This is a genomic window from Actinoplanes sp. NPDC051405 (assembly GCF_055586185.1).
This window is the reverse complement of record NZ_JBVJIR010000022.1, coordinates 149,224-171,920: the sequence shown is the minus strand read 5'-3', so window position 1 is coordinate 171,920 and position 22,697 is coordinate 149,224. Positions and strand designations below refer to the sequence as shown.

At 69.8% G+C, this 22,697-nt stretch carries 25 protein-coding genes and 1 pseudogene; 13 read left to right on the top strand and 13 right to left on the bottom strand.

All coding sequences use genetic code 11. The annotated features are described in order from the left end of the window. Nucleotides 1-16: 16 nt before the first annotated feature. Nucleotides 17-688, bottom strand: a complete 672-nt coding sequence (locus ACZ6S4_RS37650; protein WP_465479486.1) for a DUF4232 domain-containing protein — start codon at nt 686-688, stop codon at nt 17-19. A gap of 124 nt (nt 689-812) precedes the next feature. Here ACZ6S4_RS37650 and ACZ6S4_RS37645 point away from each other — a divergent pair, with 124 nt between their 5' ends. Further along, complete coding sequence (locus tag ACZ6S4_RS37645; protein ID WP_465479485.1) at nt 813-1,802, top strand: hypothetical protein; 990 nt, start codon at nt 813-815, stop codon at nt 1,800-1,802. 84 nt (nt 1,803-1,886) lie between these two features. On the opposite strand, the pseudogene ACZ6S4_RS37640 reads toward ACZ6S4_RS37645, so the two are convergent. After that, nucleotides 1,887-2,156: pseudogene (locus ACZ6S4_RS37640) on the bottom strand (nitroreductase/quinone reductase family protein); the annotation flags it as partial. A 168-nt stretch (nt 2,157-2,324) separates the two neighbouring features. Here ACZ6S4_RS37640 and ACZ6S4_RS37635 point away from each other — a divergent pair. Next, nucleotides 2,325-2,663, top strand: a complete 339-nt coding sequence (locus tag ACZ6S4_RS37635; RefSeq protein WP_465479484.1) for a hypothetical protein — start codon at nt 2,325-2,327, stop codon at nt 2,661-2,663. 468 nt (nt 2,664-3,131) lie between these two features. Here the strand turns inward: ACZ6S4_RS37635 and ACZ6S4_RS37630 are convergent, their stop codons facing one another. Beyond that, nucleotides 3,132-4,172 carry a tetratricopeptide repeat protein gene (locus ACZ6S4_RS37630; protein WP_465479483.1) on the bottom strand — a complete coding sequence of 347 codons (1,041 nt, stop codon included), beginning with the start codon at nt 4,170-4,172 and terminating at the stop codon, nt 3,132-3,134. Nucleotides 4,173-4,270: 98 nt separating this feature from the next. On the opposite strand from ACZ6S4_RS37630, the gene ACZ6S4_RS37625 reads away from it, so the two are divergent. Beyond that, nucleotides 4,271-4,480, top strand: a complete 210-nt coding sequence (locus ACZ6S4_RS37625; protein WP_465479482.1) for a hypothetical protein — start codon at nt 4,271-4,273, stop codon at nt 4,478-4,480. A gap of 138 nt (nt 4,481-4,618) precedes the next feature. Here ACZ6S4_RS37625 and ACZ6S4_RS37620 read toward each other — a convergent pair whose 3' ends face one another. The 3 genes from ACZ6S4_RS37620 to ACZ6S4_RS37610 form a co-directional block, all read right to left on the bottom strand. Beyond that, complete coding sequence (locus tag ACZ6S4_RS37620; protein WP_465479481.1) at nt 4,619-5,149, bottom strand: hypothetical protein; 531 nt, start codon at nt 5,147-5,149, stop codon at nt 4,619-4,621. Between the two features lie 286 nt (nt 5,150-5,435). After that, nucleotides 5,436-5,657: a TetR family transcriptional regulator gene (locus tag ACZ6S4_RS37615; protein ID WP_465479480.1), complete on the bottom strand. Its 222-nt coding sequence runs from the start codon at nt 5,655-5,657 to the stop codon at nt 5,436-5,438. Between the two features lie 48 nt (nt 5,658-5,705). Further along, complete coding sequence (locus ACZ6S4_RS37610; protein ID WP_465479503.1) at nt 5,706-6,383, bottom strand: helix-hairpin-helix domain-containing protein; 678 nt, start codon at nt 6,381-6,383, stop codon at nt 5,706-5,708. Between the two features lie 430 nt (nt 6,384-6,813). Between ACZ6S4_RS37610 and ACZ6S4_RS37605 the strand changes: the two genes are divergently transcribed. Genes ACZ6S4_RS37605 through ACZ6S4_RS37595 form a run of 3 tightly spaced genes read left to right on the top strand, consistent with a single transcriptional unit; the run spans nt 6,814 to nt 9,079 of the window. Then, nucleotides 6,814-7,209: a GntR family transcriptional regulator gene (locus ACZ6S4_RS37605; RefSeq protein ID WP_465479479.1), complete on the top strand. Its 396-nt coding sequence runs from the start codon at nt 6,814-6,816 to the stop codon at nt 7,207-7,209. Next, nucleotides 7,206-8,105, top strand: coding sequence for an ABC transporter ATP-binding protein (locus ACZ6S4_RS37600; protein ID WP_465479478.1), 900 nt, complete (start codon nt 7,206-7,208; stop codon nt 8,103-8,105). Before ACZ6S4_RS37605 ends, ACZ6S4_RS37600 begins: the two co-directional genes overlap by 4 nt. Next, on the top strand, nt 8,102-9,079 hold the full coding sequence (locus tag ACZ6S4_RS37595; RefSeq protein ID WP_465479477.1) for an ABC transporter permease subunit: 978 nt from the start codon (nt 8,102-8,104) through the stop codon (nt 9,077-9,079). The genes ACZ6S4_RS37600 and ACZ6S4_RS37595 overlap by 4 nt, the downstream gene beginning before the upstream one ends. 320 nt (nt 9,080-9,399) lie before the next feature. Here the strand turns inward: ACZ6S4_RS37595 and ACZ6S4_RS37590 are convergent, their stop codons facing one another. Both ACZ6S4_RS37590 and ACZ6S4_RS37585 read right to left on the bottom strand, forming a co-directional pair. After that, complete coding sequence (locus ACZ6S4_RS37590) at nt 9,400-10,020, bottom strand: YdeI/OmpD-associated family protein (RefSeq protein WP_465479476.1); 621 nt, start codon at nt 10,018-10,020, stop codon at nt 9,400-9,402. 116 nt (nt 10,021-10,136) lie between these two features. Further along, nucleotides 10,137-10,841, bottom strand: a complete 705-nt coding sequence (locus ACZ6S4_RS37585; RefSeq protein ID WP_465479475.1) for a zinc metalloprotease — start codon at nt 10,839-10,841, stop codon at nt 10,137-10,139. A 408-nt stretch (nt 10,842-11,249) separates the two neighbouring features. Here ACZ6S4_RS37585 and ACZ6S4_RS37580 point away from each other — a divergent pair, with 408 nt between their 5' ends. Beyond that, nucleotides 11,250-11,705 (top strand): GNAT family N-acetyltransferase, encoded by a 456-nt coding sequence (locus ACZ6S4_RS37580; protein ID WP_465479474.1) that lies wholly within the window; start codon nt 11,250-11,252, stop codon nt 11,703-11,705. A 187-nt stretch (nt 11,706-11,892) separates the two neighbouring features. On the opposite strand, the gene ACZ6S4_RS37575 is transcribed toward ACZ6S4_RS37580, so the two are convergent. From ACZ6S4_RS37575 to ACZ6S4_RS37565, 3 genes are read right to left on the bottom strand one after another with little or no spacing between them, the layout of a single operon-like run. Further along, nucleotides 11,893-13,428 carry an AMP-binding protein gene (locus tag ACZ6S4_RS37575; protein WP_465479473.1) on the bottom strand — a complete coding sequence of 512 codons (1,536 nt, stop codon included), beginning with the start codon at nt 13,426-13,428 and terminating at the stop codon, nt 11,893-11,895. Between the two features lie 8 nt (nt 13,429-13,436). Then, nucleotides 13,437-14,549, bottom strand: coding sequence for a DUF5938 domain-containing protein (locus tag ACZ6S4_RS37570; RefSeq protein ID WP_465479472.1), 1,113 nt, complete (start codon nt 14,547-14,549; stop codon nt 13,437-13,439). A gap of 1 nt (nt 14,550) precedes the next feature. Further along, a complete protein-coding gene (locus ACZ6S4_RS37565) occupies nt 14,551-15,354 on the bottom strand; it encodes an SDR family NAD(P)-dependent oxidoreductase (protein ID WP_465479471.1) in 804 nt (267 codons plus the stop codon). Nucleotides 15,355-15,534: 180 nt separating this feature from the next. On the opposite strand from ACZ6S4_RS37565, the gene ACZ6S4_RS37560 reads away from it, so the two are divergent. Together ACZ6S4_RS37560 and ACZ6S4_RS37555 are read left to right on the top strand one after the other, a co-directional pair. Then, complete coding sequence (locus tag ACZ6S4_RS37560; protein WP_465479470.1) at nt 15,535-16,206, top strand: TetR/AcrR family transcriptional regulator; 672 nt, start codon at nt 15,535-15,537, stop codon at nt 16,204-16,206. A gap of 107 nt (nt 16,207-16,313) precedes the next feature. Further along, complete coding sequence (locus ACZ6S4_RS37555) at nt 16,314-17,489, top strand: extracellular catalytic domain type 1 short-chain-length polyhydroxyalkanoate depolymerase (RefSeq protein ID WP_465479502.1); 1,176 nt, start codon at nt 16,314-16,316, stop codon at nt 17,487-17,489. Here ACZ6S4_RS37555 and ACZ6S4_RS37550 read toward each other — a convergent pair. Both ACZ6S4_RS37550 and ACZ6S4_RS37545 read right to left on the bottom strand, forming a co-directional pair. After that, a complete protein-coding gene (locus ACZ6S4_RS37550; RefSeq protein WP_465479469.1) occupies nt 17,471-18,118 on the bottom strand; it encodes a CoA transferase subunit B in 648 nt (215 codons plus the stop codon). The genes ACZ6S4_RS37555 and ACZ6S4_RS37550 overlap by 19 nt on opposite strands. Next, complete coding sequence (locus tag ACZ6S4_RS37545) at nt 18,118-18,876, bottom strand: CoA transferase subunit A (RefSeq protein WP_465479468.1); 759 nt, start codon at nt 18,874-18,876, stop codon at nt 18,118-18,120. Before ACZ6S4_RS37545 ends, ACZ6S4_RS37550 begins: the two co-directional genes overlap by 1 nt. Before the next feature lie 248 nt (nt 18,877-19,124). On the opposite strand from ACZ6S4_RS37545, the gene ACZ6S4_RS37540 reads away from it, so the two are divergent. The 4 genes from ACZ6S4_RS37540 to ACZ6S4_RS37525 are packed head-to-tail and all read left to right on the top strand — an operon-like array spanning nt 19,125 to nt 22,696. Next, on the top strand, nt 19,125-19,883 hold the full coding sequence (locus ACZ6S4_RS37540) for an ABC transporter ATP-binding protein (protein ID WP_465479467.1): 759 nt from the start codon (nt 19,125-19,127) through the stop codon (nt 19,881-19,883). After that, a complete protein-coding gene (locus ACZ6S4_RS37535; protein ID WP_465479466.1) occupies nt 19,870-20,565 on the top strand; it encodes an ABC transporter ATP-binding protein in 696 nt (231 codons plus the stop codon). Before ACZ6S4_RS37540 ends, ACZ6S4_RS37535 begins: the two co-directional genes overlap by 14 nt. An 11-nt stretch (nt 20,566-20,576) precedes the next feature. After that, the gene (locus ACZ6S4_RS37530; RefSeq protein ID WP_465479465.1) at nt 20,577-21,827 is read left to right on the top strand and encodes an ABC transporter substrate-binding protein; all 1,251 of its coding nucleotides are present in this window, start codon (nt 20,577-20,579) and stop codon (nt 21,825-21,827) included. Beyond that, nucleotides 21,824-22,696 carry a branched-chain amino acid ABC transporter permease gene (locus ACZ6S4_RS37525; RefSeq protein WP_465479464.1) on the top strand — a complete coding sequence of 291 codons (873 nt, stop codon included), beginning with the start codon at nt 21,824-21,826 and terminating at the stop codon, nt 22,694-22,696. Before ACZ6S4_RS37530 ends, ACZ6S4_RS37525 begins: the two co-directional genes overlap by 4 nt. The last annotated feature ends 1 nt before the right edge of the window (nt 22,697 follow it).

Here is a 22,697-nt window from a genome sequence, read left to right as displayed (position 1 = left end):
TTTCAGCGAGTTCCGTTCACAGCAGCGGGCCGCCGGTTTCCACCGGCTTCGAGGCGGAGGTGCCGGGGACAGGCCGGCCGTTCGGGTGCGCCGTGACAGCACCGTCCGGAAGGACGCTCCACGCGCTGATCCCCATCCGGCCGGTGCTGCCCAGGTCGAGGCCGTCACCGGGTTCGACGATCTGGGACGGGCGCCCGGCCAGCGGGGCGATGTCGAGGAACTTCACGGTCACCGGTGGCTTCCGGATGTCGTCGTAGGTGTTGCGCCAGGCCACGGCTGTGCCGGCCTGCTGTCCCGGCTCAAGGACCACGGGCTTCGGCGGGTTGTCCCACGGGATGGCCGTACCGAGGATCTCCTTGACGCCGTGCAGGATCCGGATTTTCTGTTCTGACCGCTCGTCGTCGAGAGGCCGTACGGCCGGGTAGCCGTTCAGCCGGTAGCTCCGTGACCCGCAGTTGACCAACGTGATGCTGAGGACCCGGAGCCCCATCGCGGCGTCCCCCTCGCCCACCTGGAACCGGACACCCTCGGGCGGGCACGTCACCGGGGTCGCCGACGGGGTCGCCAACCCGGACGGGAAGGGCATCGGGTCGGGGAAGGCGGACGGGTCTGTCGGCCGGGCGCAGCCGACGAGCAGCGCCGCACAGGCCAGCGGAACGATGACGAGGTGGCCCCGGATCGTGATCACCCGAACCATTCTGGCCGTCCCTGACAACTCGTGCCTTTGACCAGTGAGACCTGCCGGTGGGAACCGATGATGCTCCGCGTGCGCCTGATCGCCTGGATCGTCAACTCGACCCTAGGGAGGGGCAATGCGCAGCCTGGTCAGGTTGGTCACGATGGTGACGGCAGCGGGCCTGGTGGCTGCGTGCGCCCGCCCGGCGGACCCTGTTCCGGCGGCATCCACGCCGGCGCACCTGGCAGCGCCGACGGCACCGGCCGGCTGGCGTTGGGAGTCGTTCGGCGGCGTCCAGGTCGGCGTGCCCGGTGACTGGGGATGGGACAACCAGGCGCTCCGCTTGGACGCGTGGTGCATCAAACCCGGCAACCATCCGCCCGCGGTCTCCCGGCCCGGCGCTCCGACCCCGGCCATCGCTTGTGGCACTGATCGCAAAGGTCCGCCGGGCGAGTTCCTGATCGCGAACACCGGCTGGACGGTCGGCTTCAACCGTACGGATGAAGCCGACGGCACCGACCACGAGGGCGACCGCACGACAGTGCGACGGGACGGTGTCGAGGTGATCATCCAGGCGCCGAAGGAGTGGCGGGACCGGATCGCCGCCACCGTGCATCGGGTCAGTGTCGACCACGCCGGCTGCCCGACCAGCCACCGGATCAGTACCGGACCGGACCTGCGCCCCACCCCGCCGGGAGACATCGCGACCATGCGGGGCGTGACCTCGATATCGGTCTGCAAGTATCCCGTACCGGAGGTGAGCTCTGCGCGGCTGCCCTCGCCCCGTCTGCTGTCCAGCCTGCGCCTGGACGGCGCGGCGGCCGCGAACGAGATCCGGCAGATCGCCGCAGCACCGGCCGGCGGCGGCCCGGACAACCCCGTGGACTGCGCACCGGAGGTGGCGCACGGCGACGAGATCATCGTGCTGCTGGTGCGATCCGCGACCGGCACGGCGGAGGTCACGATGCGCTACGCCGGCTGCGTCCAGAACGGCTTCGACGACGGTACGACCGTCCGCAAGCTGACCGCGGCTGGGGTGGGCCCGCTTGTCGCCGGCCCGAACCGCGTGTACGGCGGCTTCTCCGGCCACCCGGAGAAGACCGACATGCTCCTGCCACACGACTGAGCTTCTCGATGCGGCTTGCGCTCGGTGCCCTCGGACATCCTCACCTGGGCGCCAGTTCAGCCGGATCCGGGCGGTGTTCTTCTCGTACTCGTTACCCTCCCCGGCGACCTTGCGGTAGAGCCTGTCGCGCTCTTCTCCCGTTGTCACGACGGCCTGCGCCGGAAAGCATCCTTCGCCAAGCTCCGCCGTCACCGACGCATAGGCCCGCACGTTGTGGAACCACGCCGGATGCCTGGGAGCGCCGGCCTTGAGACCATGCCGCCGCGCACTTTGTTCGAGACCATCGACTGCTCGATCGCCCGCACCATGGCCCTGCGACGGCCTTGTCGTACACCGGTGCCCGCACCGGGGCAGATGCGTGCACGCGCATCCTCGGGACGATCGACCAGGAGCGCTGGGTCAGCCGCGCTAGCCTACGCACCGCGCATGCAAAATCGACACTGTCGTCGGCACCGGCGACTCGAGGATCTACTCCGGGGGCTGCGCGTCTGCCTCGAGCGAGCCAGGGAGGAGGCTTACGACGTGACCGCCATCCCGTTGCAACTGGCCGCCCGGCAATGGGCCACGATCGACGCCGCCATGGACAACGCCGCCCATAGCGCCCGTGACTCTTTTGCGGATCCCGAGCCCGCCCACGCCATCCGCGAAGCGGGCTGGCAACAGGTGCCGTGGGTCGGCCAAGACCGCCAATGGCCGCCCATGGACCAAGTCCTCACCATCAGCCTTCGCCGTGACCAATGGCAGCTCGCCCTGGACGTGCTCGCCGCCGACGACCCGGTCTACGAAGACCTCGGCGACCTCGAAAGCCTCCACCTCGGCCGCGACGCCCGCGAAGCGATCAGCCGACAACTGCTGCCGTAACAGCAGGGCAGCGCCTCGCGGGGGTGGCTGCTCGCGCGCCTCGTCGCCCGCCACTGCGGCGGCCGGCGATGAGGGAGGGGTCGGCGGAGGGAGGTCCGCACGGTGTCGGTCATGCCGCGTTGCCTCGCTCGGGTGTGACGCTCTTGGCATCCGGATCTGCCGCTGATGACGGGCGGATCGACTCCACCTAGTTCGACCGGCGCTGTCTGCTGCGGCAGAACACTTCAGTTGGTGTTTGCCGGGCGAGGACAACCAAGCCGCGATGACATTGCTCGGCTATACCCAGCCCGCCAACGATGGAGCCTGACCGCCGACGGCGGTATTCACGGAACTCGGCATGAGCCTGCGTCCTAGCCAGGCCGGCGCCGATCACACCGCGTGACCGCGCTCGGTAGCCAGCGCGTACGATCCGTGGCAGATGTGCGCACCCGCGGACGGCGTCCCGCCGGTTGTCAGCGGCACTCTGCGTCAGTCGCGGGTCTGGAGCTGGCGGGCCGCCGCGATCCGGTCGAACGGTAGCTGCCCGGCGCCCAAAGCGTGTTCGATGAGTCCGTTCCGATAGCCCGCATGGGGGACCTGCGGTGCCAGCTCCAGCAGGAGGTCCAGGTCGGCGACCGAGCCTGCGGCCCGGGTCCGGTACGCAGCGCCGGCCGCCCGCAGCGTGATCTCCTGCGGCTCGTGCTCGAGCGCCTGGCCGACCAAGCCGGCGGCCGCGGCGAAGTCGCCGCGCTCCGCCTCCAGATCAGCCAGATCAAGGTAGAGCGACCAGTTGCCCGGATCGAGCCGCAGCGCCCGCTCGAAAGCAGCCGCTGCCTGCCCCCGGTCGCCGAGAAAGCGCCACGTCCCCGCGCGGACAACCTCGGTGAGCATCACCCGCTCCACCGAGTCCGCACGGTCGCACAGGGCCAACGACTCATCCGTACGCCCACAGAAGCGCAACAGGATCGCCATGCGCGCCATCGCTTCGGCCCCCGGCTCCCGGTCACACACCAGGTTGATCGCCCGCAGCCACGGCCGCAGATGCTCGCGAACCACGTCGTTGTCGAGGTCGGCGCCGTAGTCGGTGATGTTCAGGCAGGCATCGGAGAGGCCGGTTGCCGTCACCGTTGCGAGGAAGCGCTCATCGCCGAACCAGGGCGCCGACGCCCACGCAACGCCGGGACGACAGCCGATCACCGAGCCCAACCGCCCGGCCGCGGAATCCATGTCGCCGTCAAGAAAACGCACGTACGCATCGACCACGAACTGCCAGAGATCGCGCGGCGCCGCGACAGCCGCCGCCACTTCGCCGGGAAACTCCCGACGCAGTCCGGCGAGAAACTCGTACGGCTCCGGGTCACTGGGGTTCTCCGCGATCGCCCCAGCGGAATACGCCACCGCCTCGGCCGGCGAGCCACCGCAATGCGCCAGGACCCGAGCAAGGGCAAGCGATACAGACTTCGACACGAAGCGGCACACTACCCGATCGAGAACCAGGTCACCGCCGCCGAGAAGGCCCTGCCGCTGCACGCTGACCGGGCTGGACGGTGGTCTCCGTGCAGCAGCTGACATGCGGTCAGCGGCAGATCCAGATGCCATGGCGGCGGCCGACGAGGCATCATGACGTCATGTCGACCGAGCATCGCGTGGCCGAGGGCGAGCACGGGCCTGCCAACGGTGGCCGGCCAGATCGATGGATCGTCTGGCGGCAGGATGACAACGGCAACCAGTTCGAGGTCGCGCGTAAGAACTCGCGCGTGGACGCTGAACAGCTCGCGGCGGTGATGGAAGCGCGGGGCCACAAGCAGTTGTACTGGGTTGTCAGAGCGCCTGGGTAGCCACACATGAGGCCCGCAGAGGCGCCCGTCCGCCAGCCGGGTACGGCAGACCGTCTGGATCTGGCGGCGACCCCGCCGGCTGTAGTGCCCTGTTGGCCGCAGATGAATGAACCGCCGGCCTTGTCTTGTCATGAGCTTTCATGCCGCGCCGGAGCCCCGTTGATCCTCACCGGTGCGGTCCGTTTCTCCGGACCCAGCCGGCGCGGCCGTATCAATGGGCTCTTTGCCGTTCTCCGGGAAATACTTGCCGAGGTCGGGAAAATCAAGCGGCTTCTCGCGCACGATGACCCGGAACAATGGTGTCCTGGCCATCTCCTCGGCGACCGAGGACCAGCCTCCGTGCCCGTCGTCAGGAAAACGATCACCGACCCGTAGTGCATGGTCGACGGCCCCAGCCATCTGGTCAGCCACGATGAGAGCGCGCTGAAGGTCGTCGCCGTCCAGGTCGAGGGGCTTCCGGCCGAAAACGTAGGCCCGGAGATCCGGTCTCTGGAACAGCATGGCCAGACCGGCATCATAACGTTCATTTGCGTGGTGCAGTGCGTCGTACCTGCTGTACAGATTCGAGATGTGCACCTGTTTCTGCAGTCTTCTCGTCTGCGCGGATGCGAAGTAGATCGCGAAAGCGACTCCGATGAGGCCGAGTGCCTGGAGAATGTTTCCGATCATTTCACTCCACCTGTCACAGCTTGGTTTCCGCCATAATATAGCTCACTGTCAATATCGCTTGAGTCGCGTGATGGCAGATTCTTCCGCAGCAATTGATGCGCACATCGGCTCCCTGGCAGACGTTTGTCCGCATCCAGCGCTTGTCCAGCGGGGCTGTGTCTTCCCGCGCAGCCCACGAGCGGGAATCTGCGCAGCTCGGCCCCTCAGCGGGTCCAGGCCGCGGTCGCGGCGCAACAGCTTCCACCTGTAGAGGTCGGTGGCCACAACGAGCAGGTCCGTCAGCGCCTCACGGTCCGCGGGCGGCCGGGCCTCGAGCTGCGGACCGAACCGCTTCGACCGAGCCCTCGACGTCGCCGGGCGCGGCCTCGCGTTCCTGCTCGACCTCGGCGAAAGCGACCTTGACCGCCTCGTCGAGCAGTCCGTCGCGGCTGCCGAAGTGTCGAAGCATCGTCTGCACAGTTGTGCCGGCACGCGAGGCGACCTCATCGAGGGTGATCTCGACGGTCATTTTTCCTCGCTCAGCTCGCGGGCCGCCCGGACGACCCGCAGCCGGTTGTCAGGACGTTTCTGGCGTGGCGCCGGAATCGTCGCGGAAAGCCAGCCCGGCCGCCTCCATCGCCGTTCGCAGCCGGCCGAGGGCGTAAGGCCCGACCCCGTGCAGTGCCTGCACCTCGCCCTCACTGAGTTCGGCGACCTGTTCGAGCCGGACCACGCCGTGCGCGGTAAGCGCACGTGTCGCGGGAGCGCCGATGTGTGGGAGCGGAATGCCCGGCTCCGGCTCCGGCCGGTCCGGGGCCGACCGGGGATGACCCTCGTGGTCCAGGACGGCGGCGCCGCGCGCCGAGAGCCGGTACCCGATGTCGAGCGATTCGGTCAGCCCGCGCTCCTTCAGCTTGCGCACGTTCTGTTTGAACGACGGAGTGTCCCGTCCCATCCGTTGCGCGAGGTCGGGTGCCCGGGTGGCCGGCAGTTCGTCGATCAGCAGCAGCGTCGCCCGCGTCCACGGCCCGGTCGGCGAGGCGCGGTCGAGCCGGTCGAGCCACGCGACGATCGCGTCGATCTCCGCGGCGTCGGGTACCGCCTCCCGCAGCGCCTGCCGCGGGTCGGCGCCCGCGTACCGCAGCCCGATCCGATACACCGGCCGGTCGCGATGCACGCGGTCCAACCCAAGACGGAGCGCGGCCAGCGACGCGGCGCCGGCGCGGCGGGCGTCCGCGGCGGTCAACGACGTCACCGGTACGCGGTCGACGGAGGTGACCTCGACCAGTCCGACGGCGGTCCGCATCCGGGTACCGACCTTGAGCCGAGGCCGTTCCCATCGACGGAACGCCACATCGACATCGCCGGCCCGGATCGCCGCCAGTTCCGCAGGACGCATCAACACCCACCCAGTTCAGCACACGCCACGAATTCATCCGACAGCCCGTGCATTTTCGTGGGCACACCGCCGCGGATGTGCGGGTTGGGCTTCCCCGGGACGTGGACGCCAGACTATGCCGCGACCTGATGCAGCGTGGTCGGTGTGAGGGTCTGTTTGTAGTCGGCGTGCCGCCGCTGGGCGCGTCGAACCCGGATCCGGTGCCGCGGTCGTGCGGGGGCGTCGGCTCTCTTGACCGCCGACTCACTGCTTTACTACTGTACTAGTAAAGCAGTAAGGGGTTACCTTGTTCGTCTTCCGGCTCGACACCCACTCCGGCGTGCCGCCGTACCTGCAACTCGTTCAGCAGGTCCGCCAGGCGGTGCTGCTGGGCTTTCTCCAACCCGGTGATCGCCTCCCGCTCATCCGCGAGGTGGTCGAGGACCTGGCGATCAATCCGAACACCGTCGCCAAGGCGTACCGGCAGATGGAGCAGGAGGACCTGGTCACCGGCCGGCCCGGCCAGGGCACGTTCGTCAATGAACAGCAGTCGGCTCCGATGTCGGCATCGACGTACACGTCGCTGCGCCGCGGCCTGGCGACCTGGTTGCGCCGCGCCCACGCGGCCGGCCTCGACGAGCAGGCGGTCAACGCGCTTTTTGCTTCCGTCCACCAGCAGACGCGGAATGAGGACGTGGCGTGACGGCGACCGAGTTCGCGCTGCGCACCGACGGTGTGGGCAAGCGGTACCGGAAGGGCTGGGCGCTGCGCGACTGCACGCTGGCCCTGCCGGCGGGCGGCGTGATCGCCCTGGTCGGGCCGAACGGCGCGGGCAAGACCACGCTGCTGCGCCTGGTCGTCGGGTTGCTGGCACCCAGCACCGGCACGGTGGAGGTCCTCGGCCACGACGTCACCGCCAGCACCCCGCAAACCCTGTCCCGGGTCGGGTTCCTGGCCCAGGACCACCCGCTGTACAAGCGCTTCACCGTCGCCGAGATGCTCCGCTTCGGCCGGGCCTGCAACCTGCGGTTCGACCAGGGGCTGGCCGAGCGCCGGTTGGCGAAGCTGGGCATCCCGCTCGACCGCAGGGCCGGCACGCTCTCCGGCGGCCAGCAGGCCCAGGTCGCGTTGGCTCTGGCCCTGGCGAAACGGCCGGATCTGCTCGTCCTCGACGAGCCGGTGGCCAGCCTCGACCCGCTGGCCCGGCACGAGTTCCTGCAGGTCCTCATGGGCGCGGTGGCCGAAGGCGGGGTGACCGTCCTGTTCTCCTCCCACGTCGTGCACGAGCTGGAGCGCGTCTGCGACCACCTGGTCGTGCTCAACAACGGCCGGGTCACGCTCACCGGTGACATCGATACCCTCCTCACCGAGCACCGGCTGCTGGTCGGCCCGCGTACGGCCACCGACGTCGACCGGGCGGGCACCGTCGTGGAGGCCGTCCACAGCGACCGGCACACGACCCTGCTGGTACGCGACGGCGCGATCCCGGCCGCGCCCGGGTGGCAGGCCCAGCCGGTCGCGCTGGAGGACCTGGTGCTGGCGTACCTGCGCCGGCCGTCCGAGCCGAGCGTCGCGGTCACGTCGGGGGTGGCGTCGTGACGTGGTTGATCTGGCGGCAGCACCGGACCGAGGTCTGCGTCCTAGGTCTGGTTGTCGGCATGTTCGGCATTGTCCTGCTCGTGCTCGGGATGCAGGCGCACGACCTGTTCCCCGGCGGTCCCGCCCGGTGTGCGGGAGAGGCCGGTATCAACCAGGCCTGCACGGCCTCTTTCCGCCGGCTCGACGAGGAGTACGGGTACGTCGAGAACCTTCTGGCGGCCTTCTACCTGGTCCCCGTCGTCATCGGTGCGTTCCTCGGTGCGCCGCTGCTCGCGCGCGAACTGGAGGACGGCACCTGGCAGCTCGCCTGGACGCAGGCCGTGCCCCGGATGCGCTGGCTGGCGGCCAAGCTCGCGGCACTGGCCGGCGTCACCGTCACGCTCACCGGGATGTTCACCGCGGTGCTCGTCTGGTTCCGTCAGCCATTCGACGCGTGGGAGGGGCGGTTCCAGTACGACGCCTTCGACCTGGAGGGGCTTGTTCCGGTGGCGTACGCGCTGTTCGCGTTCGGCGTCGCCACCATCGCGGGGGCGATCCTGCGGCGCAGCCTGCCCGCGTTCGGCGTCGCGTTCGCGGCATTCCTCGGCGCCCGGATGGCGGTGGCGCTGTTGGCCCGTCCCGCGTACGCCACGCCGCTCACCACCATGGAGCCGGTCCCCGTCGGCGGCTCGAACGACCGGGTTGGGCACCGGCCCGTGCCGAGCTTCGCTGACTGGACGATCGAGAACGGCTACGCGGACGCCACCGGACGCAGACTGAGCTCAACCGAGTACTACGAACTGGAGGACGCCGCCAACCAGGCCGGCACCAACCTCAACCAGTTCCTGCACGCGCGGGGCATCCAGCAGTTCGGGGTCTACCATCCGGCCGACCGGTTCTGGACGTTCCAGATCATCGAGGCGACCCTGTTCATCGCCGTCACGGCGGTCCTGATCGGCGTGGTGGTGTGGCGGGTCCGACGCCGCATGATTTAGCGCCCCGACCACGGCTGGCGGCCGGGCGGCGTGTCGACGTTCACGCTGTGTGGTCGACGGTTCGTTCGTACTCGGCGGGGCTGCGGTAGCCGAGGGGCAGAGTGGCGACGGCGGCAGCAGCTGCGGATGCCGCTCGCGTCCGTGTGCTGTTCGAGCGGGATGACGCGGAAGTCGGTGGAGAAGCCGGCGATCCGCCCGTCATCGGTCCTGAATCAGCGACCGAGGCCCGCAGGTGGTAACGGCCCGGCGCCACCACGTCGACCAACGGCGTGGCCTGCGGGACGAGCGGGTCGCACCCACGACCTTGCCAGTGGGCAGCATCATGAAGGTGTGGACTGGGGCGGCTCCGCAGGCCTGGCCTTCTGCGGGTATGGCGTCTCGTGCCGAGCCAGCATCGCTACGACCTCGCGGATCTTTCGCTCGCGCGTCTCAGCCCGTTTGACGCCGTTGACCCGGTGGATGAGGGCGAAGCGGTTGGTCTTGGTGAGCACGTCGAACATGCGCTGGGCATCAGGGACAGCGGCGATCGCGGCGATGAGGTCAGCCGGCACCTCAGCTTCCGAGGGCGGGGCGTACGCGGCCGCCCATCGCCCGTCCGCTTTCGCGGCTTCCACCGCGGCGCGGCCCAGGGGCTGCATCCGCCCCTGCGCCTCCAGCCGGGCCACATGGGCGACGTTGCGTTGCGACCAGGAACTGCGGGCAGTGCGCGGGGTGAACCGGATCCACGAGATGTCCTGATTTCCCTTGCGGGCCTGACCATCGATCCAACCGACGCACAAGGCCTCGTCAACCGCCTGCTGCCAGGTCAGCGTCGTGACCGTGCCGCCCTTCCGGCCCAGGGCCAGCCAAACGCCTGCCGACGTGGCGTGGTTGCTCGACAACCACACTCGCAGCGCCTCGGCGTCCGCGACGATCAACTCATCAAGTTCGGCTTTTGCCACAACGGCAGGCTAACCGTTCACCGCGGCAGCAACCTGCGCCCGTCGGGTTCATGGCCCTCGCCGGCTCATCGGCCGGCCTGATCGGCCAGTCGGCAGCAACGACGCCGGCGATTCGTTCAGGGCCGGGGCGTCAAGGCGGTGTCGGCGTGGAGGCATCCGCCGGACCTGCCGACGGCGTGCAGCCCGGCCAGGTCGCCGGCGCCCCAGGTGGCGGCGTCGGCCGTCGGGCGCGCGTACATGATCTCGTGGGGGTCGTTGATGAGCGGGTGGGCCAGGCCCACGGCGTGCCCGAGTTCGTGCAGCAGCAGTTGGCCTCGTGTCATGGTCGAGGACCGGGTGGCGTCGAGAAGGACCATGCCCCTGTCGATGATCAGGGCGTTGTCCCCGGTCTCGGTGAAGCCCGGTATGTACGAGGCGCCGCCGACGCCGGCGATGTCGGCGTGTGCGGCAAGCGGCGTGGTGTCCTGGCCCGGTACGGCCCAGGCGATGATGAGGTGCGTACCGGCCGGGTAGTTGCCAGGGTCGGAGCCGGGCACGACCTGGGTGGTACCTGCGTAGGCAAACGTCAAGCCGCTGGCGCGGGCGATGCGGGCAACGGCGGTCTTGACCGCGCTCAGTGAACCCTGGGGTGCGTGGGTCAGGTTGACGCGGTAGTTGATGGTCTCGCAGGGGTTCCAGCGTGCGATGAGCTCGTGGCCGCTACGCCGGCTGAGGAACGCATACGCGTCGGCGTCGCCGGCGGCCGACGACGGACCGAATTGCCACAGCAGGGGGAAGCTGACGGCGGCGGCCATCAGCCAGCGCAGGGTACGGGCGAGCACAACGATCCGATCTCCGGGGGGCGAGTGCTCTGTCCTTCGGCACGGCACAGCTCGACATGAGCACTACCTGTGGGCCGAACCGAATGGTGAGCGAGCCGGGCGGGCGCGAGACCATGTCCTGGCAAGCGGAAAAGGTCCACCACAGAGGAGGCGGCATGACGAGAATTCCCACGGGCGAGGAAGACGACCTTCCCGACTTCGGTCCTGACTCGCCCGCCGTCGACGCGGAGTCACGTCAGGCCCATATCGAGAACCTGCTCGTCGTCGCCTGATGTCCACCGTTGCAGTTGCTGCCGTGGCCTTCGCCGCCAAGGAACTCGCTCGTCCGCTCAGCAACGAACCCGTCATCTTGAAGCTGCGGACGCGCGCGGCGCACAACGCATCTGGGCCGGCAAGCAGGATGAGGGAATGACCGAGTTCATTGTTGGCCAGGATGACCCCGAGCTGGAGAGGCTTCTCTCCGACGAACTGGACGCCGTCAACCACGCAGCGATCGCCTCCGACGACGAAACGCCGTTCTCCATCCGGGTCACGGCCGCAGACGGAGCCCTGGTCGGCGGCATCACCGGATGGACCTGGGGCGGCTGCGGCGGAATCACCTCACTGTGGTTGCACCCGCAGCTCCGCGGCCAATACCCCGGTGCCCGCCTCCTGGCCGCAGCCGAGAACGAGATTCAGCGCCGCGGATGCGATCGGGTCGTCGTCGCCACCATGTCCTTCCAAGCACCGGAGTTCTACCGGCGTCACGGATACGAGCAGGTCGGCCTGACCCCAGACATGCCGGACGGCACCGCCAAGCACCACTTCCGCAAACGGCTACCCACCACCGAAACAACCACCACCGAAACCCCCGCAAATCCCTGACCGGAACCGGCGAGGTACGTCCGCAAGACCCACCACCCACCCCGGCCTGCCCGACAAAATCCCCTACAAAGACCAGATCGCGGAAGCCAGACCAGGAACAGCAAGGGGCAACCAAGCACCCGGCCGGAAGCGAAAACCATGCAAGGTTGGGGGCCCCAACCGTCCACCCGCAAGAAAACCAAGAATCCTAAGAACCAGAAGACAGGCGATCCCGAATCTCCCCTTTGAGAATTTTCCCGACCCGAGACCGAGGAAGCTCCGCCCAGACCTCGATCTGTTTGGGCGCCTTGACACCCCCCAGCCGCTCCCTGACAAAGGCCGTGACCTCCGCCGGGTCGACCGAGAACCCGGGGGAGGGCTGCACCACAGCGGTAACCCGCTCACCCCACTTGTCATCCGGCAACCCGATCACCGCGGCCTCGTACACCGCGGGATGGTGCATCAGAGCCTGCTCCACCTCGGCCGAGTACACGTTGTACCCGCCCGTGATGATCATGTCCTTGGCCCGGTCCACGATGAACAGATAATTGTCCGCGTCGAGGTAACCGATGTCCCCGGTATGGTGCCAGCCGTACGCGCCGGCCTCAGCGGTAGCCGCCGGGTTCTTGTAGTAGCCGCGCATCACCAGCGAACCCCGGACCACGATCTCGCCGCGTTCGCCGGGCGGCAACAGAGTGCCCGTACCGTCCATGATGGCCACCGTGACCAGCGGCGACGGGTGCCCGGCCGAGCCGAGCCGGTCCACCGCCAGGCCGCCGCCCGGGTGCAGGTGCTCGGCCGGGGCCATCGTCGAGATCATCATCGGGGCTTCGGACTGGCCGAAGAGCTGGCCCATGACCGGGCCGAACACCTCGATCGCCTCGGTCAGCCGGGCCGTCGACATCGGCGCCGCCCCGTACCAGAAGCATTGCAGGCTTCTCAGGTCCTTCTTGCGCACGTCGGGGTGGGCCAGGGCCAGGTAGATCACCGTCGGTGGCAGGAACGTGTGGGTCACCCGTTGCGCCTCGATCAGGTGCAGGAACTCGCCGACGTCCGGGCGGGCCATGATGACGATGCGGCCGCCCAGGGCCATGATCGGGAAGCAGAGCACCCCGGCTGCGTGGGTCAGCGGGGCCAGGGCCAGGTACGTCGGGCGGCCGCTGAACGGGTAGCTCATCAGCGTGATCGCCGACATCGCCTCCAGGTTGCGGTCGGTGAGCATGACGCCCTTGGGCGTGCCGGTGGTTCCCCCGGTGCCGACCAGCATCACGGTGTCGGGCTGCGAGGGCGAGGGAAGAGCAGTGACCGGGGGACCAGCGGTCCAGTCGGCGAAGGTCACGCCCAGGGGAGTGGGCCCGTCGAGGCAGACGTAGACGCGAACCTTCGGCAGCAGCGGCGCGATCTTCTCGACCAGCGGGGCGTACGCGGCCTGGAAGATCAGGCAGGTGCAGTCGAAGAGGTCGAGCAGCGCCCTGTTCTCCGCGGCTTCGTTGCGCGGGTTGACCGGGCACCACACCGCCCCCAGCCGGGAGATGCCGAAGACGGCCGAGAACGCCACCGGGTCGTTGGCGGACAGGATCGCCACGGACTCGCCGGCGCGCACCCCGCTGCGGTGCAGGGCGCCGGCGACCCGGTGGCTCAGTTGCTGAACCTCGGCGTAGGTCATCGACTCGGTCCCGGCGAGCAGGCACGGCGCGCCGGGGCCGAGCGAGGCCCCCTTGTCCAGGTAGTCGACGAGAGCCATCGCGGGGCTCAGCGTGCCACGGTGACGACGGGTTCGAGGACCAGTCCGAACGTGCGCAGCACGCCGAGCAGCTCGCGGTGCCCGAACGCCTGGCAGGCCGAGGCCAGCCCGGTCCGCCGGGGCGCCTGCTGGACCAGTGACTGCGCGGCCCAGGCCTGCAGCAGGCCGGTCTGCTTGTAGTTGGAGTTGCCGTGGATGACGCAGTGCGCGCGGCCCAGCGGGCCGGAGGCGTACACGGAGTCGACCGAGGTGTTGAGGCGTGGGTTCTCCCTCGGCGGCATGCCGGTCTGCCACTGCTCGGCGATCGCGGCGAGGGCGGGCCCCTGCTGCTCGGCCGGCAGGGTCTTGATCTCGGCTTCCACCATCATGGTGGTGGCCGCGACCGCCTCCATGACGTCGCGGTTCATGACCCCGCCGATCGCCCGGCAGGTGGACACGCGCGGGTCGTCGGCGAACCAGACCGGGTGGCACATGCCGCCCCAGGGCAACGCCAGGGAGGTGGCGTGCCGGCCCGGTACGGTGACCTCGAAGCGGGCCGTCGGGTCCCACTGCACGTACTTGTTCTCGGCCAGGTGGAACCAGTCGGCGGCCAGGATCGCGAAGATGGTCTGCGTCGAGGCGATCGTGGGTGCGCCCTCCCACAGCACCAGGATGTCCAGCGTGTCCATGCCGGGGTGTTCGAGGCACAGGTTCGCGGCGATCTCGCCGGTCGTGTACATCTGCGCGACCCCGGGGGAGATCAGCAGGCCCGCGTCGGCGTACGGCCGGCCCCACTTCTCCTTCGCGTGCAGCAGCCAGTCCTGCTCGCCGGTGGTGTCCAGGTAGTGGCAGCCCGCGGCCAGCGCCGCCTCGGCCACCGGGTCGCCGAGCGTGATGAACGGGCCGACCGTGTTGCACACGACGCTCGCGCCGCGGAACAGCTCGGTCAGGGCATCGGTCTCGTGCTCGACCTCCACCACTTCGTAGTCGGCGGTCTCGATCCCCGGCACCCGGTCCAGCACCTCCCGGAGCCGGTCCTTGTCGCGGCCGGCGGCGATGAAGGGCAGGTTGAGCTCGCGCAGATATTCGCAGATGAGTCGTCCGGTGTAGCCGGAGGCGCCGTAGACCACGACGGGGCGCATGTCACATTCCCATTCCGCCGTCGACCGGCACGCCGGCGCCGGTGATGAACCGGGCCGCGTCGGAGGCGAGGAAGACCACCACGTCACCCATCTCGCGGGCCTCGCCGAGCCGGCCCATCGGGGTCTGGTCGACGACCGCGGCGATCGCGTGGTCGGTGCTGGCGAACAGTCCGAGCGCCGTCACGTCGACGGCGAGTTTCACCCCCATCTCGGTCGGGACCAGACCGGGATAGACGCAGTTCACCCGTACGCCGTAACCGAGCTTGCCGGACTCCATGGCCGCCACCCGGGTCAGCCGGTCGACGGCCGACTTGGACGCCGAGTAGCCGGCGATGCCGGGAAAGGCGATGGTCGCCGCGACCGACGAGATGTTGACGATCGAGCCGCCCCGGCCGGCCGTTCCGCCGGGCCGCATGCTGCGGAAGGCGTGCTTGATGCCCAGGGCCGTGCCGACGACGTTGACCTCGAGCATCCGGGACAGCTCGGCCGGGTCGAAGTCGGCCAGCAACGCGGTGACCTCGACGCCGGCGTTGTTGACCAGGATGTCGAAACCGCCCAACCCGGCCACCGTGGTGGCGCTCGCCGCCTCCCAGGACGCCTCGTCGGTGATGTCGAGCCGGGTGAAGGCCGCGGTCGCGCCGGTCTTGGCGATCAGCTCGGCGGTCTCGCGGCCGAGGTCCTCCAGGATGTCGCCGATCATGACCGCCGCGCCGGCCTCGGCCAGGGACTGGGCGATGGCCGCCCCGAATCCCCGGGCGCCGCCGGTCACGAGCGCCCGCTTCCCGCTCAGATCGATTGAGGTCATGCCTGCCTCCGCTTCTGGTCACGTCGCTGTGCACCGCGGCTCGTGATGCAGGTCACAACGTACGAAGAAAACTGGACGGGTGTCAAGAAATCTCTGGACACCTGTCCAGAAGTGGGGGGCCGGCGTATCGTCCATGGTCAACGGGTCGCGCTCGGGGCTGCGGCCGGGGAGGATGGGCGGGTGACCAACGCGCTGAACACCGACCGGCCGGCCGGGACGGCGACCCCGTCCGGGTCACCGAACGCGGATCGGGTCTCCCGGCGCCAGGTCGACAAGTTCGCCCAGCGTCGCGACCAGCTGGCCGCGGCGGCGCTGCAGACCCTCGCTGAGCTGGGCTACGCACGCACCAGCCTGCGCGAGATCGCCCAGAACACGGACTTCTCGCACGGCGTGCTGCACTACTACTTCGCCGACAAGGTGGATCTGATCATCCACTGCGTCAAGCACTACAAGGCGCTCTGTGTGCAGCGCTACGACGAGATCCTGGCCGCCTCGGCCACCGCCGACGAGCTGGCCGCGGGCTTCGCCGCGGCACTGGCGGTCACGGCCGGCGAGGACGCGACCCTGCACCGGCTCTGGTATGACATGCGCTCGCAGTCGCTGTTCGAGCCGGCGTTCCGTGCCGACGTGCTGGAGATCGACGACAGCTTGCAGCGGATGATCTGGCGGGTGGTGAGCCGCTACGCCGAGCTCAGCGAGCAGGTGCCCACCGTCGTGCCGGCGACGGCGTACGCGATGTTCGACGGCCTCTTCCAGCACGCGCTGCTGCGCCACCTGGCCGGCGCCCCGGACGCCCTGGAGACCTTGCGGACCGAGGCGCTGGCGCTGCTGCCCCGCCTGACCCGGGACTGAGCGCACACTCCAGCGTCCGACGATGTGTGAGTCGTGGCCATGTCACAGGTCTGTCATGCGGCCGTAACGTCGGCGACATCGACCACCATCGAAGAGTGGAGGCTCTGATGGGTCCGCGCCGCCGTCTCCGCCGATTCAGTCGCAGTTTGGTCACTGTCCTGCTCGTTGCCGTCGCGGGGCTGGCCGCCCCCGCCCCGGCCCTGGCCGCCGGCCTGGAACCGGTCACCTCGTTCGGCTCCAACCCCGGCAACCTGGCCATGTACGTCTACCGGCCCGACGCCCTGCCGGCCGGTTCCCCCGCGGTCGTCCTGCTGCACGGCTGCACCCAGAACGCCGCCGGGTACTTCGCCAACTCCGGCTGGCGCAAGTTCGCCGACCAGGCCAGGTTCGCGCTGGTGCTGCCCGAGCAGCGCACCGCCAACAACTCCAGCTCCTGCTTCAACTGGTTCGCCGCCGCCGACACCGCGCGCGACCAGGGCGAGGCTCTGTCCGTACGGCAGATGGTCGACCGGGCGGTGACCGCCTACGGCCTGGACCGGGGGCGGGTCTTCGTCTCCGGGCTGTCCGCGGGCGGGGCGATGAGCGCTGTCATGCTCGCCACCTTTCCCGACGTGTTCGCCGCCGGTTCGGTGGTCGCCGGGCTGCCGTACCGGTGTGCCACCTCGCTGAGCCAGGCCAGCGGGTGCCAGTACACGCCGCCGGACCGGACGCCCGCGCAGTGGGGTGACCTCGTCCGCGGGGCCTATCCGGGTTACGCCGGGCCGCGGCCGAGGGTGGCGATCTGGCAGGGACAGGCCGACTACACCGTGGTGCCCGCCAACGGGGTGGAGCTGCGCGACCAGTTCACGAACGTGCTGGGCGTTCCGGTGCAGCCCACCTCGACCAGCTCGTTGCCGGCCGGCACCACGCTGGAGGTGTACGGCGCCGACCAGGTCCGGCTGTACCGGGTGGCCGGCATGGGCCACGGCACTCCGGTCGATCCCGGGTCGGCGGCCGAGCAATGTGGCACGGCCGCGGCGTACTTCCTGGACACCATCTGTTCGGCGTACCGGGACGCGGTGTTCTTCGGCCTCGTCGCCGGCGGGGGCGGGCCCGGCGAGCCGGAGCCGCCGGTCCCGGCCTGCGTGACCGCGACCAACTACGCGCACGTGCAGGCCGGCCGGGCCTACGTCAGCGGCGGGTACGCCTACGCGCAGGGCTCGGGCCAGCGGATGGGCCTCTACAACGTCTTCACCTCGACCGAGCTGTGCGAGCAGCGCCCGGGTCACTGGGTGATCGGCTGATCGACCAGCAGGTGCGCGTCCGTGGCGGCGCGCACCTGCGGCAGCGTGACCCCGGGCGCCAGCTCGCGCAGTGCGAAGCCCGCCGGGGTCACGTCGAGCACCGCCAGATCGGTGATCACGCGGTGCACGACGCCGCGGCCGGTGAGCGGCAGGGTGCAGCGTTCGACGAGCTTGGCGGCGCCGTCGCGGCTGCGGTGCTCCATCAGCACGATGATCCGGCCCGCCCCGTGCACCAGGTCCATCGCCCCGCCCATGCCCTTGACCAGCTTGCCGGGCACCGTCCAGTTGGCCAGGTCGCCGCCGGCCGAGACCTGCATGCCGCCCAGGATCGCCACGTCCAGGTGCCCGCCGCGGATCATCGCGAACGACAGCGCCGAGTCGAAGTACGCGGCCCCGGCAAGCACGGTGACCGTCTCCTTGCCCGCGTTGATCAGGTCGGGGTCCTCCTGCCCTTTGTACGGGTAGGGCCCGGTGCCCAGGATGCCGTTCTCGGAATGCAGCACGATGTGCACCCCGGCGGGTACGTGCGCCGGCACCAGGGTGGGCAGTCCGATGCCGAGGTTCACGTACTGGCCGTCGGCCAGCTCCCGCGCCGCGCGCCCGGCCATCTCGTCCCGCGTCCAGGCCATCACCGGCCTCCCGGGCGGGTCGTACGCCGCTCGATCCGCTTGTCGCCGGGATCGCGGACCGCGACGACCCGTTGCACGAAGATCCCCGGCAGGTCGACCCGCCCCGGGTCCAGCTCGCCCGGCTCGATCAGCCGCTCCACCTCGGCCACCGTGATCCGCCCGGCCATGGCACACAGCGGGTTGAAGTTGCGGGCCGCCGCGTGGAAGACCAGGTTGCCGTGGCGGTCGCCCACCGCCGCCCGGACCAGCGCGAAGTCGCAGACGATGGCTTCCTCCAGCAGGTACGGGCGCCCGCCGAACTCGCGTACCTCGCGCGGGGGAGAGGCCAGGGCGACCGAGCCGTCACCGCGGTAGTGCCAGGGCAGGCCGCCCTCGGCGAGCAGGGTCCCGGTACCGGCCGGGGTGTAGAAGGCCGGGATGCCGCTGCCCCCGGCGCGGAGCCGTTCGGCCAGGGTGCCCTGGGCGACGAGCTCCACCTCCAGCTCGCCTGCGAGGTAGCGCCGGGCGAACTCCTTGTTCCCGCCGACGTACGAGCTGGTCATCCGGGCGATGCGGCCGGCGCTGAGCAGCCGGCCCAGGCCCGCGTCGTCTACGCCGCAGTTGTTGGAGACCACCCGCAGGTCAGTGGCCGGCCCCGCGAGCAGGGCGTCGATCAGATCCGCCGGTACGCCGCAGAGCCCGAACCCGCCCACGGCCAGGCTCGCGCCGGACGGCACGTCGGCGAGCGCACGGGCGGCACTGGTGACTGTCTTGTCCACGATTCCTCCTCGCGAGGCACCGTAAGCGCGCAAGTGATCTCCAGCTATGTGCGCCGGAACCACAAATAGGCGGCGCTGTCTGTGCCTGCCCCGGAACGGCTGGTGACGCCACATGGCGGAAGTCACCAGCGAACGGCGGTTGATTGTGTGCAGAGCCCACATAGCTGGCCATGAATCCGGCCCATAGTGTCTTGCGTCACAGGGCACCGCCGATCCGCGGTCGTCACCCCCACTCAGAGGAGGTCAGGATGCCCCCGCCGATCCTCCAGGCCCGCGGGCTCGGCAAGCAGTTCCGCGGGTTCCGGGCCGTCGACGGTGTCGACCTCGACATCGCCCCGGACAGCGTGCACGCCCTCGTCGGCCCCAACGGCGCCGGCAAGTCCACGTTGTTCAACCTGCTCACCGGCTTCCTGCGGCCCAGCACCGGCCGGATCACCCTGGACGGCGCCGACGTCACGGGGCTGCCGCCCGAGCGGGTGGCCCGCCTCGGGGTGGCCCGCTCGTTCCAGATCACCACCCTGTTCCCGCAGGTCACCGCCCGCGAGCACGTGGAGCTGGCGCTGCAGGCCCGCACCGGGCTGGGCTGGCGGTTCTGGCGCTCGGAACGGCAGCTCGGCCGGTTCCGGGACCGGGCGATGGAACTGCTCGACGACGTGGGCCTGACGGACGCCGCCGAGGTGTCCGCCGCCGCGCTGGCGTACGGGCGCAAGCGGGCCCTGGAACTGGCCGTCGCGCTGGCGCTGGACCCGCGGGTGCTGTTGCTGGACGAGCCCACCGCGGGCATGGGCGCCGAGGACATCGACCGCACCATCGCGCTGATCCGCCGGGTCCGCCCGGGCCGCACCGTCGTCCTGGTCGAGCACAACATGAGCGTGGTCCGGAACCTGGCCGACCGGGTCACCGTGCTGCAGCGCGGCACCGTGCTGGTCGAGGGCGGCTACGCCGAGGTTCGCGCCGACCCCCGCGTCATCACCGCCTACCTGGGAGAGTCGCATGCTGACCGTTGAGGGCCTCGACGCCTGGTACGGCGAGGCGCAGGTGCTGCGCGACGTGAACCTGGTCGTCGCCGAGGGCGAGATCGTGACGCTGGTCGGGCGCAACGGCGCCGGCAAGACCACCCTGCTGCGCTGCGTCATGGGCCTGCACCCGCAGTGCACCGGACGCATCAGCCTGAACGGCGACGCCGCCTTCGGCACCCGGCCCGCGCACCGGCGGGCCCGGGCCGGCATCGGCTACGTGCCGGACGACCGCGGCATCTACGCGACCCTCACTGTCGAGGAGAACCTGCTGCTGCCCCCGGTCGTCGGCCCGGATCCGTGGTCGCTGGGCCGGATCTACGAGACGTTCCCGGTGCTGCGGGAACGCCGCCGCTTCGCGGGCACCCAGCTCTCCGGCGGCGAGCAGCAGATGCTCGCGCTGGCCCGGGTGCTGCGCAGCGGCGCCCGGATGCTGCTCTGCGACGAGCCCACCGAAGGCCTGTCGCCGCTGCTGGTGCAGCAGATCGGCGACATCCTTCGCGAGATCAAGGCGGCCGGCGTCACCGTGCTGCTGATCGAGCAGAACCTGCACTTCGCGACCACCGTGGCCGACCGCCACCACCTGCTGGCCGAGGGCCGGGTGGTCGAGACCCTCGACAACGGCGCGGTCCGCGAGCGCGAACACGAACTTCTCGCCTACCTCGGCATCTAAGGAGACCCCCCATGAGAACGATCCGGGCGCTGACCGCCGTCCTCGCCACCGGCACGCTGCTCGTCGCCGGCTGCGGTCGCGGCGGCCCGAGCGGTGGCAGCGACGACAAGGTCAGCGGCGGCAAGATCGTGCTGGCCGTCCTCAACGACCAGTCCGGCGTCTACGCCGACCTCTCCGGCCGTAACAGCGTCGAGGCGGTCCGGATGGCCGTCGCCGACTTCCAGGCCAAGTACGGCGACCGGGCGCTGACCAAGGACATCGAGGTCGTCACCGCGGACCACCAGAACAAGCCGGACATCGCCAACTCCAAGGCCCAGGAGCTCTACGACCGGCAGCAGGCCGACATCATCCTCGACGTGCCCACCTCGTCGGCGGCGCTCGCGGTGGCCAACGTGGCCAAGGCGAAGAAGAAGCTCTATTTCAACATCGGCGCCGCCACCACCGAGCTGACCGGCAAGCAGTGCAACATGTACACCTTCCACTACGCGTACGACACGTTCATGCTCGCCTACGGCACCGGCTCGGCGGTGACCAAGGAGGGTGGCAAGAACTGGTACATCGTGTACCCGGACTACGCCTTCGGGCAGGACATGGAGAAGTCGTTCTCCGCCGCCATCACCGCGGCCGGGGGCAAGGTGCTGACCAAGGACCCGACGCCGTTCCCGAACGACAACTTCTCCACCTTCCTGCTCAAGGCGCCCGGGATGAACCCCAGGCCGGACGTGCTGGGCACCATGCAGGCCGGTGGTGACCTGGTCAACCTGGTCAAGCAGTACAACGAGTTCAAGCTGCGGGAGAAAGGCATCAAGCTGTCGGTCGGCCTGATGTTCATCACCGACATCCACTCGCTGGGCCCGGACGCGTTCGCCGGCACCACCTTCACCGACGCCTGGTACTGGAACTTCGACGACCGCAACCGGCAGTGGGCCGACAAGTTCACCGCGAAGACCCAGACCCGGCCGTCGTTCGCGCACGCCGCCAACTACTCGGCTGCGCTGCAATACCTCGAGGCGGTTCAGCGGGCCGGGACCGACGCGTCGGACGCCGTCGTGGGCAAGCTTGAGGGCTACCAGTACGACGACGTGTTCGCTCGCAACGCCACCGTGCGCGCCGAGGACCACCGGGTCATCCACGACGTCTACCTGGCCGAGGTGAAGCCGAAGAGCGAGGTCAAGACCGACTGGGACTACGAGAAGATCCTGCGCACCATCCCGGCCGCGGAGGCGTTCCGGCCGGCCGGGGCGGGCGGCTGCACGCTGTGAGCGGCTTCCTCCAGCAGTGCTTCAACGGGCTGGTCAGCGGCGGCTTCTACGCGCTGCTGGCGCTGGGGCTGGCGGTGATCTTCGGGATGCTGGGCGTGGTCAACTTCGCCCACGGCGCGTTCTTCATGCTGGGCGCGTTCGGGGCCTACATCGCCCTGGCCGAGTTCGGCGTGCCGTTCTGGGTGGCGCTGTTTTTGATCCCGGCGGTGCTGTTCCTGCTCGGCGCGCTGCTGGAACGCACGCTCATCCGGCGGCTGGTCCCGTTCGACCCGCTCTACAACTTCCTGCTGACCTTCGGGCTGACCCTGGTCCTGCAGGACGCGGTCAAGCGCGAGTACGGCGTGCAGTCCCAGCCGTACCCGCGCCCCGCGGAGCTGTCCGGCTCGCTGAACCTGGGGCTGTTCGACTACCCGGCGTACCAGGTCTTCGTGCTCGCCGCGGCCGTCCTGCTCTGCGTCGCGGTCTGGCTGATCCTGACCCGGACCCGGGTCGGCATGGTGGTGCGGGCCGCCACCGAGCGCCCGGAGCTGACCCGGGCGCTCGGGGTGAACGTGGGCCGCTGGGTCACCCCGGTCTTCGCCTTCGGGGTGGCCCTGGCCGGCCTGGCCGGCGTGTTGGCCGCGCCCATGCGGGCGGTCAACCCGCTGATGGGCGCCGACCTGATCATCGCGGTCTTCGCCGTGGTGGTGATCGGCGGGCTGGGCTCGGTCTTCGGCTCGGTGCTGGCCGGCTTCGGCATCGGCCTGGTGCAGTCGCTGGGCAACCTCTACGTCCCCGCGCTGTCCCAGACGCTGATCTTCATCATCATGGCCGGGGTGCTGCTCTGGCGCCCGGCCGGGCTGTTCGGCCGCGAGGAGGCCCGCACGTGAT

Coding starts and splice junctions, on each gene's coding strand:
- ACZ6S4_RS37625 (WP_465479482.1), top strand. CDS start 4,271: ATGTCGACCGAGCATCGCGTGGCCGAGGGCGAGCACGGGCCTGCCAAC.
- ACZ6S4_RS37540 (WP_465479467.1), top strand. CDS start 19,125: ATGCCCCCGCCGATCCTCCAGGCCCGCGGGCTCGGCAAGCAGTTCCGC.
- ACZ6S4_RS37550 (WP_465479469.1), bottom strand. CDS start 18,118: ATGGCCTGGACGCGGGACGAGATGGCCGGGCGCGCGGCGCGGGAGCTG.
- ACZ6S4_RS37615 (WP_465479480.1), bottom strand. CDS start 5,657: ATGACCGTCGAGATCACCCTCGATGAGGTCGCCTCGCGTGCCGGCACA.
- ACZ6S4_RS37580 (WP_465479474.1), top strand. CDS start 11,250: ATGACCGAGTTCATTGTTGGCCAGGATGACCCCGAGCTGGAGAGGCTT.
- ACZ6S4_RS37645 (WP_465479485.1), top strand. CDS start 813: ATGCGCAGCCTGGTCAGGTTGGTCACGATGGTGACGGCAGCGGGCCTG.
- ACZ6S4_RS37530 (WP_465479465.1), top strand. CDS start 20,577: ATGAGAACGATCCGGGCGCTGACCGCCGTCCTCGCCACCGGCACGCTG.
- ACZ6S4_RS37620 (WP_465479481.1), bottom strand. CDS start 5,149: ATGATCGGAAACATTCTCCAGGCACTCGGCCTCATCGGAGTCGCTTTC.
- ACZ6S4_RS37570 (WP_465479472.1), bottom strand. CDS start 14,549: ATGCGCCCCGTCGTGGTCTACGGCGCCTCCGGCTACACCGGACGACTC.
- ACZ6S4_RS37565 (WP_465479471.1), bottom strand. CDS start 15,354: ATGACCTCAATCGATCTGAGCGGGAAGCGGGCGCTCGTGACCGGCGGC.
- ACZ6S4_RS37555 (WP_465479502.1), top strand. CDS start 16,314: ATGGGTCCGCGCCGCCGTCTCCGCCGATTCAGTCGCAGTTTGGTCACT.
- ACZ6S4_RS37535 (WP_465479466.1), top strand. CDS start 19,870: ATGCTGACCGTTGAGGGCCTCGACGCCTGGTACGGCGAGGCGCAGGTG.
- ACZ6S4_RS37575 (WP_465479473.1), bottom strand. CDS start 13,428: ATGGCTCTCGTCGACTACCTGGACAAGGGGGCCTCGCTCGGCCCCGGC.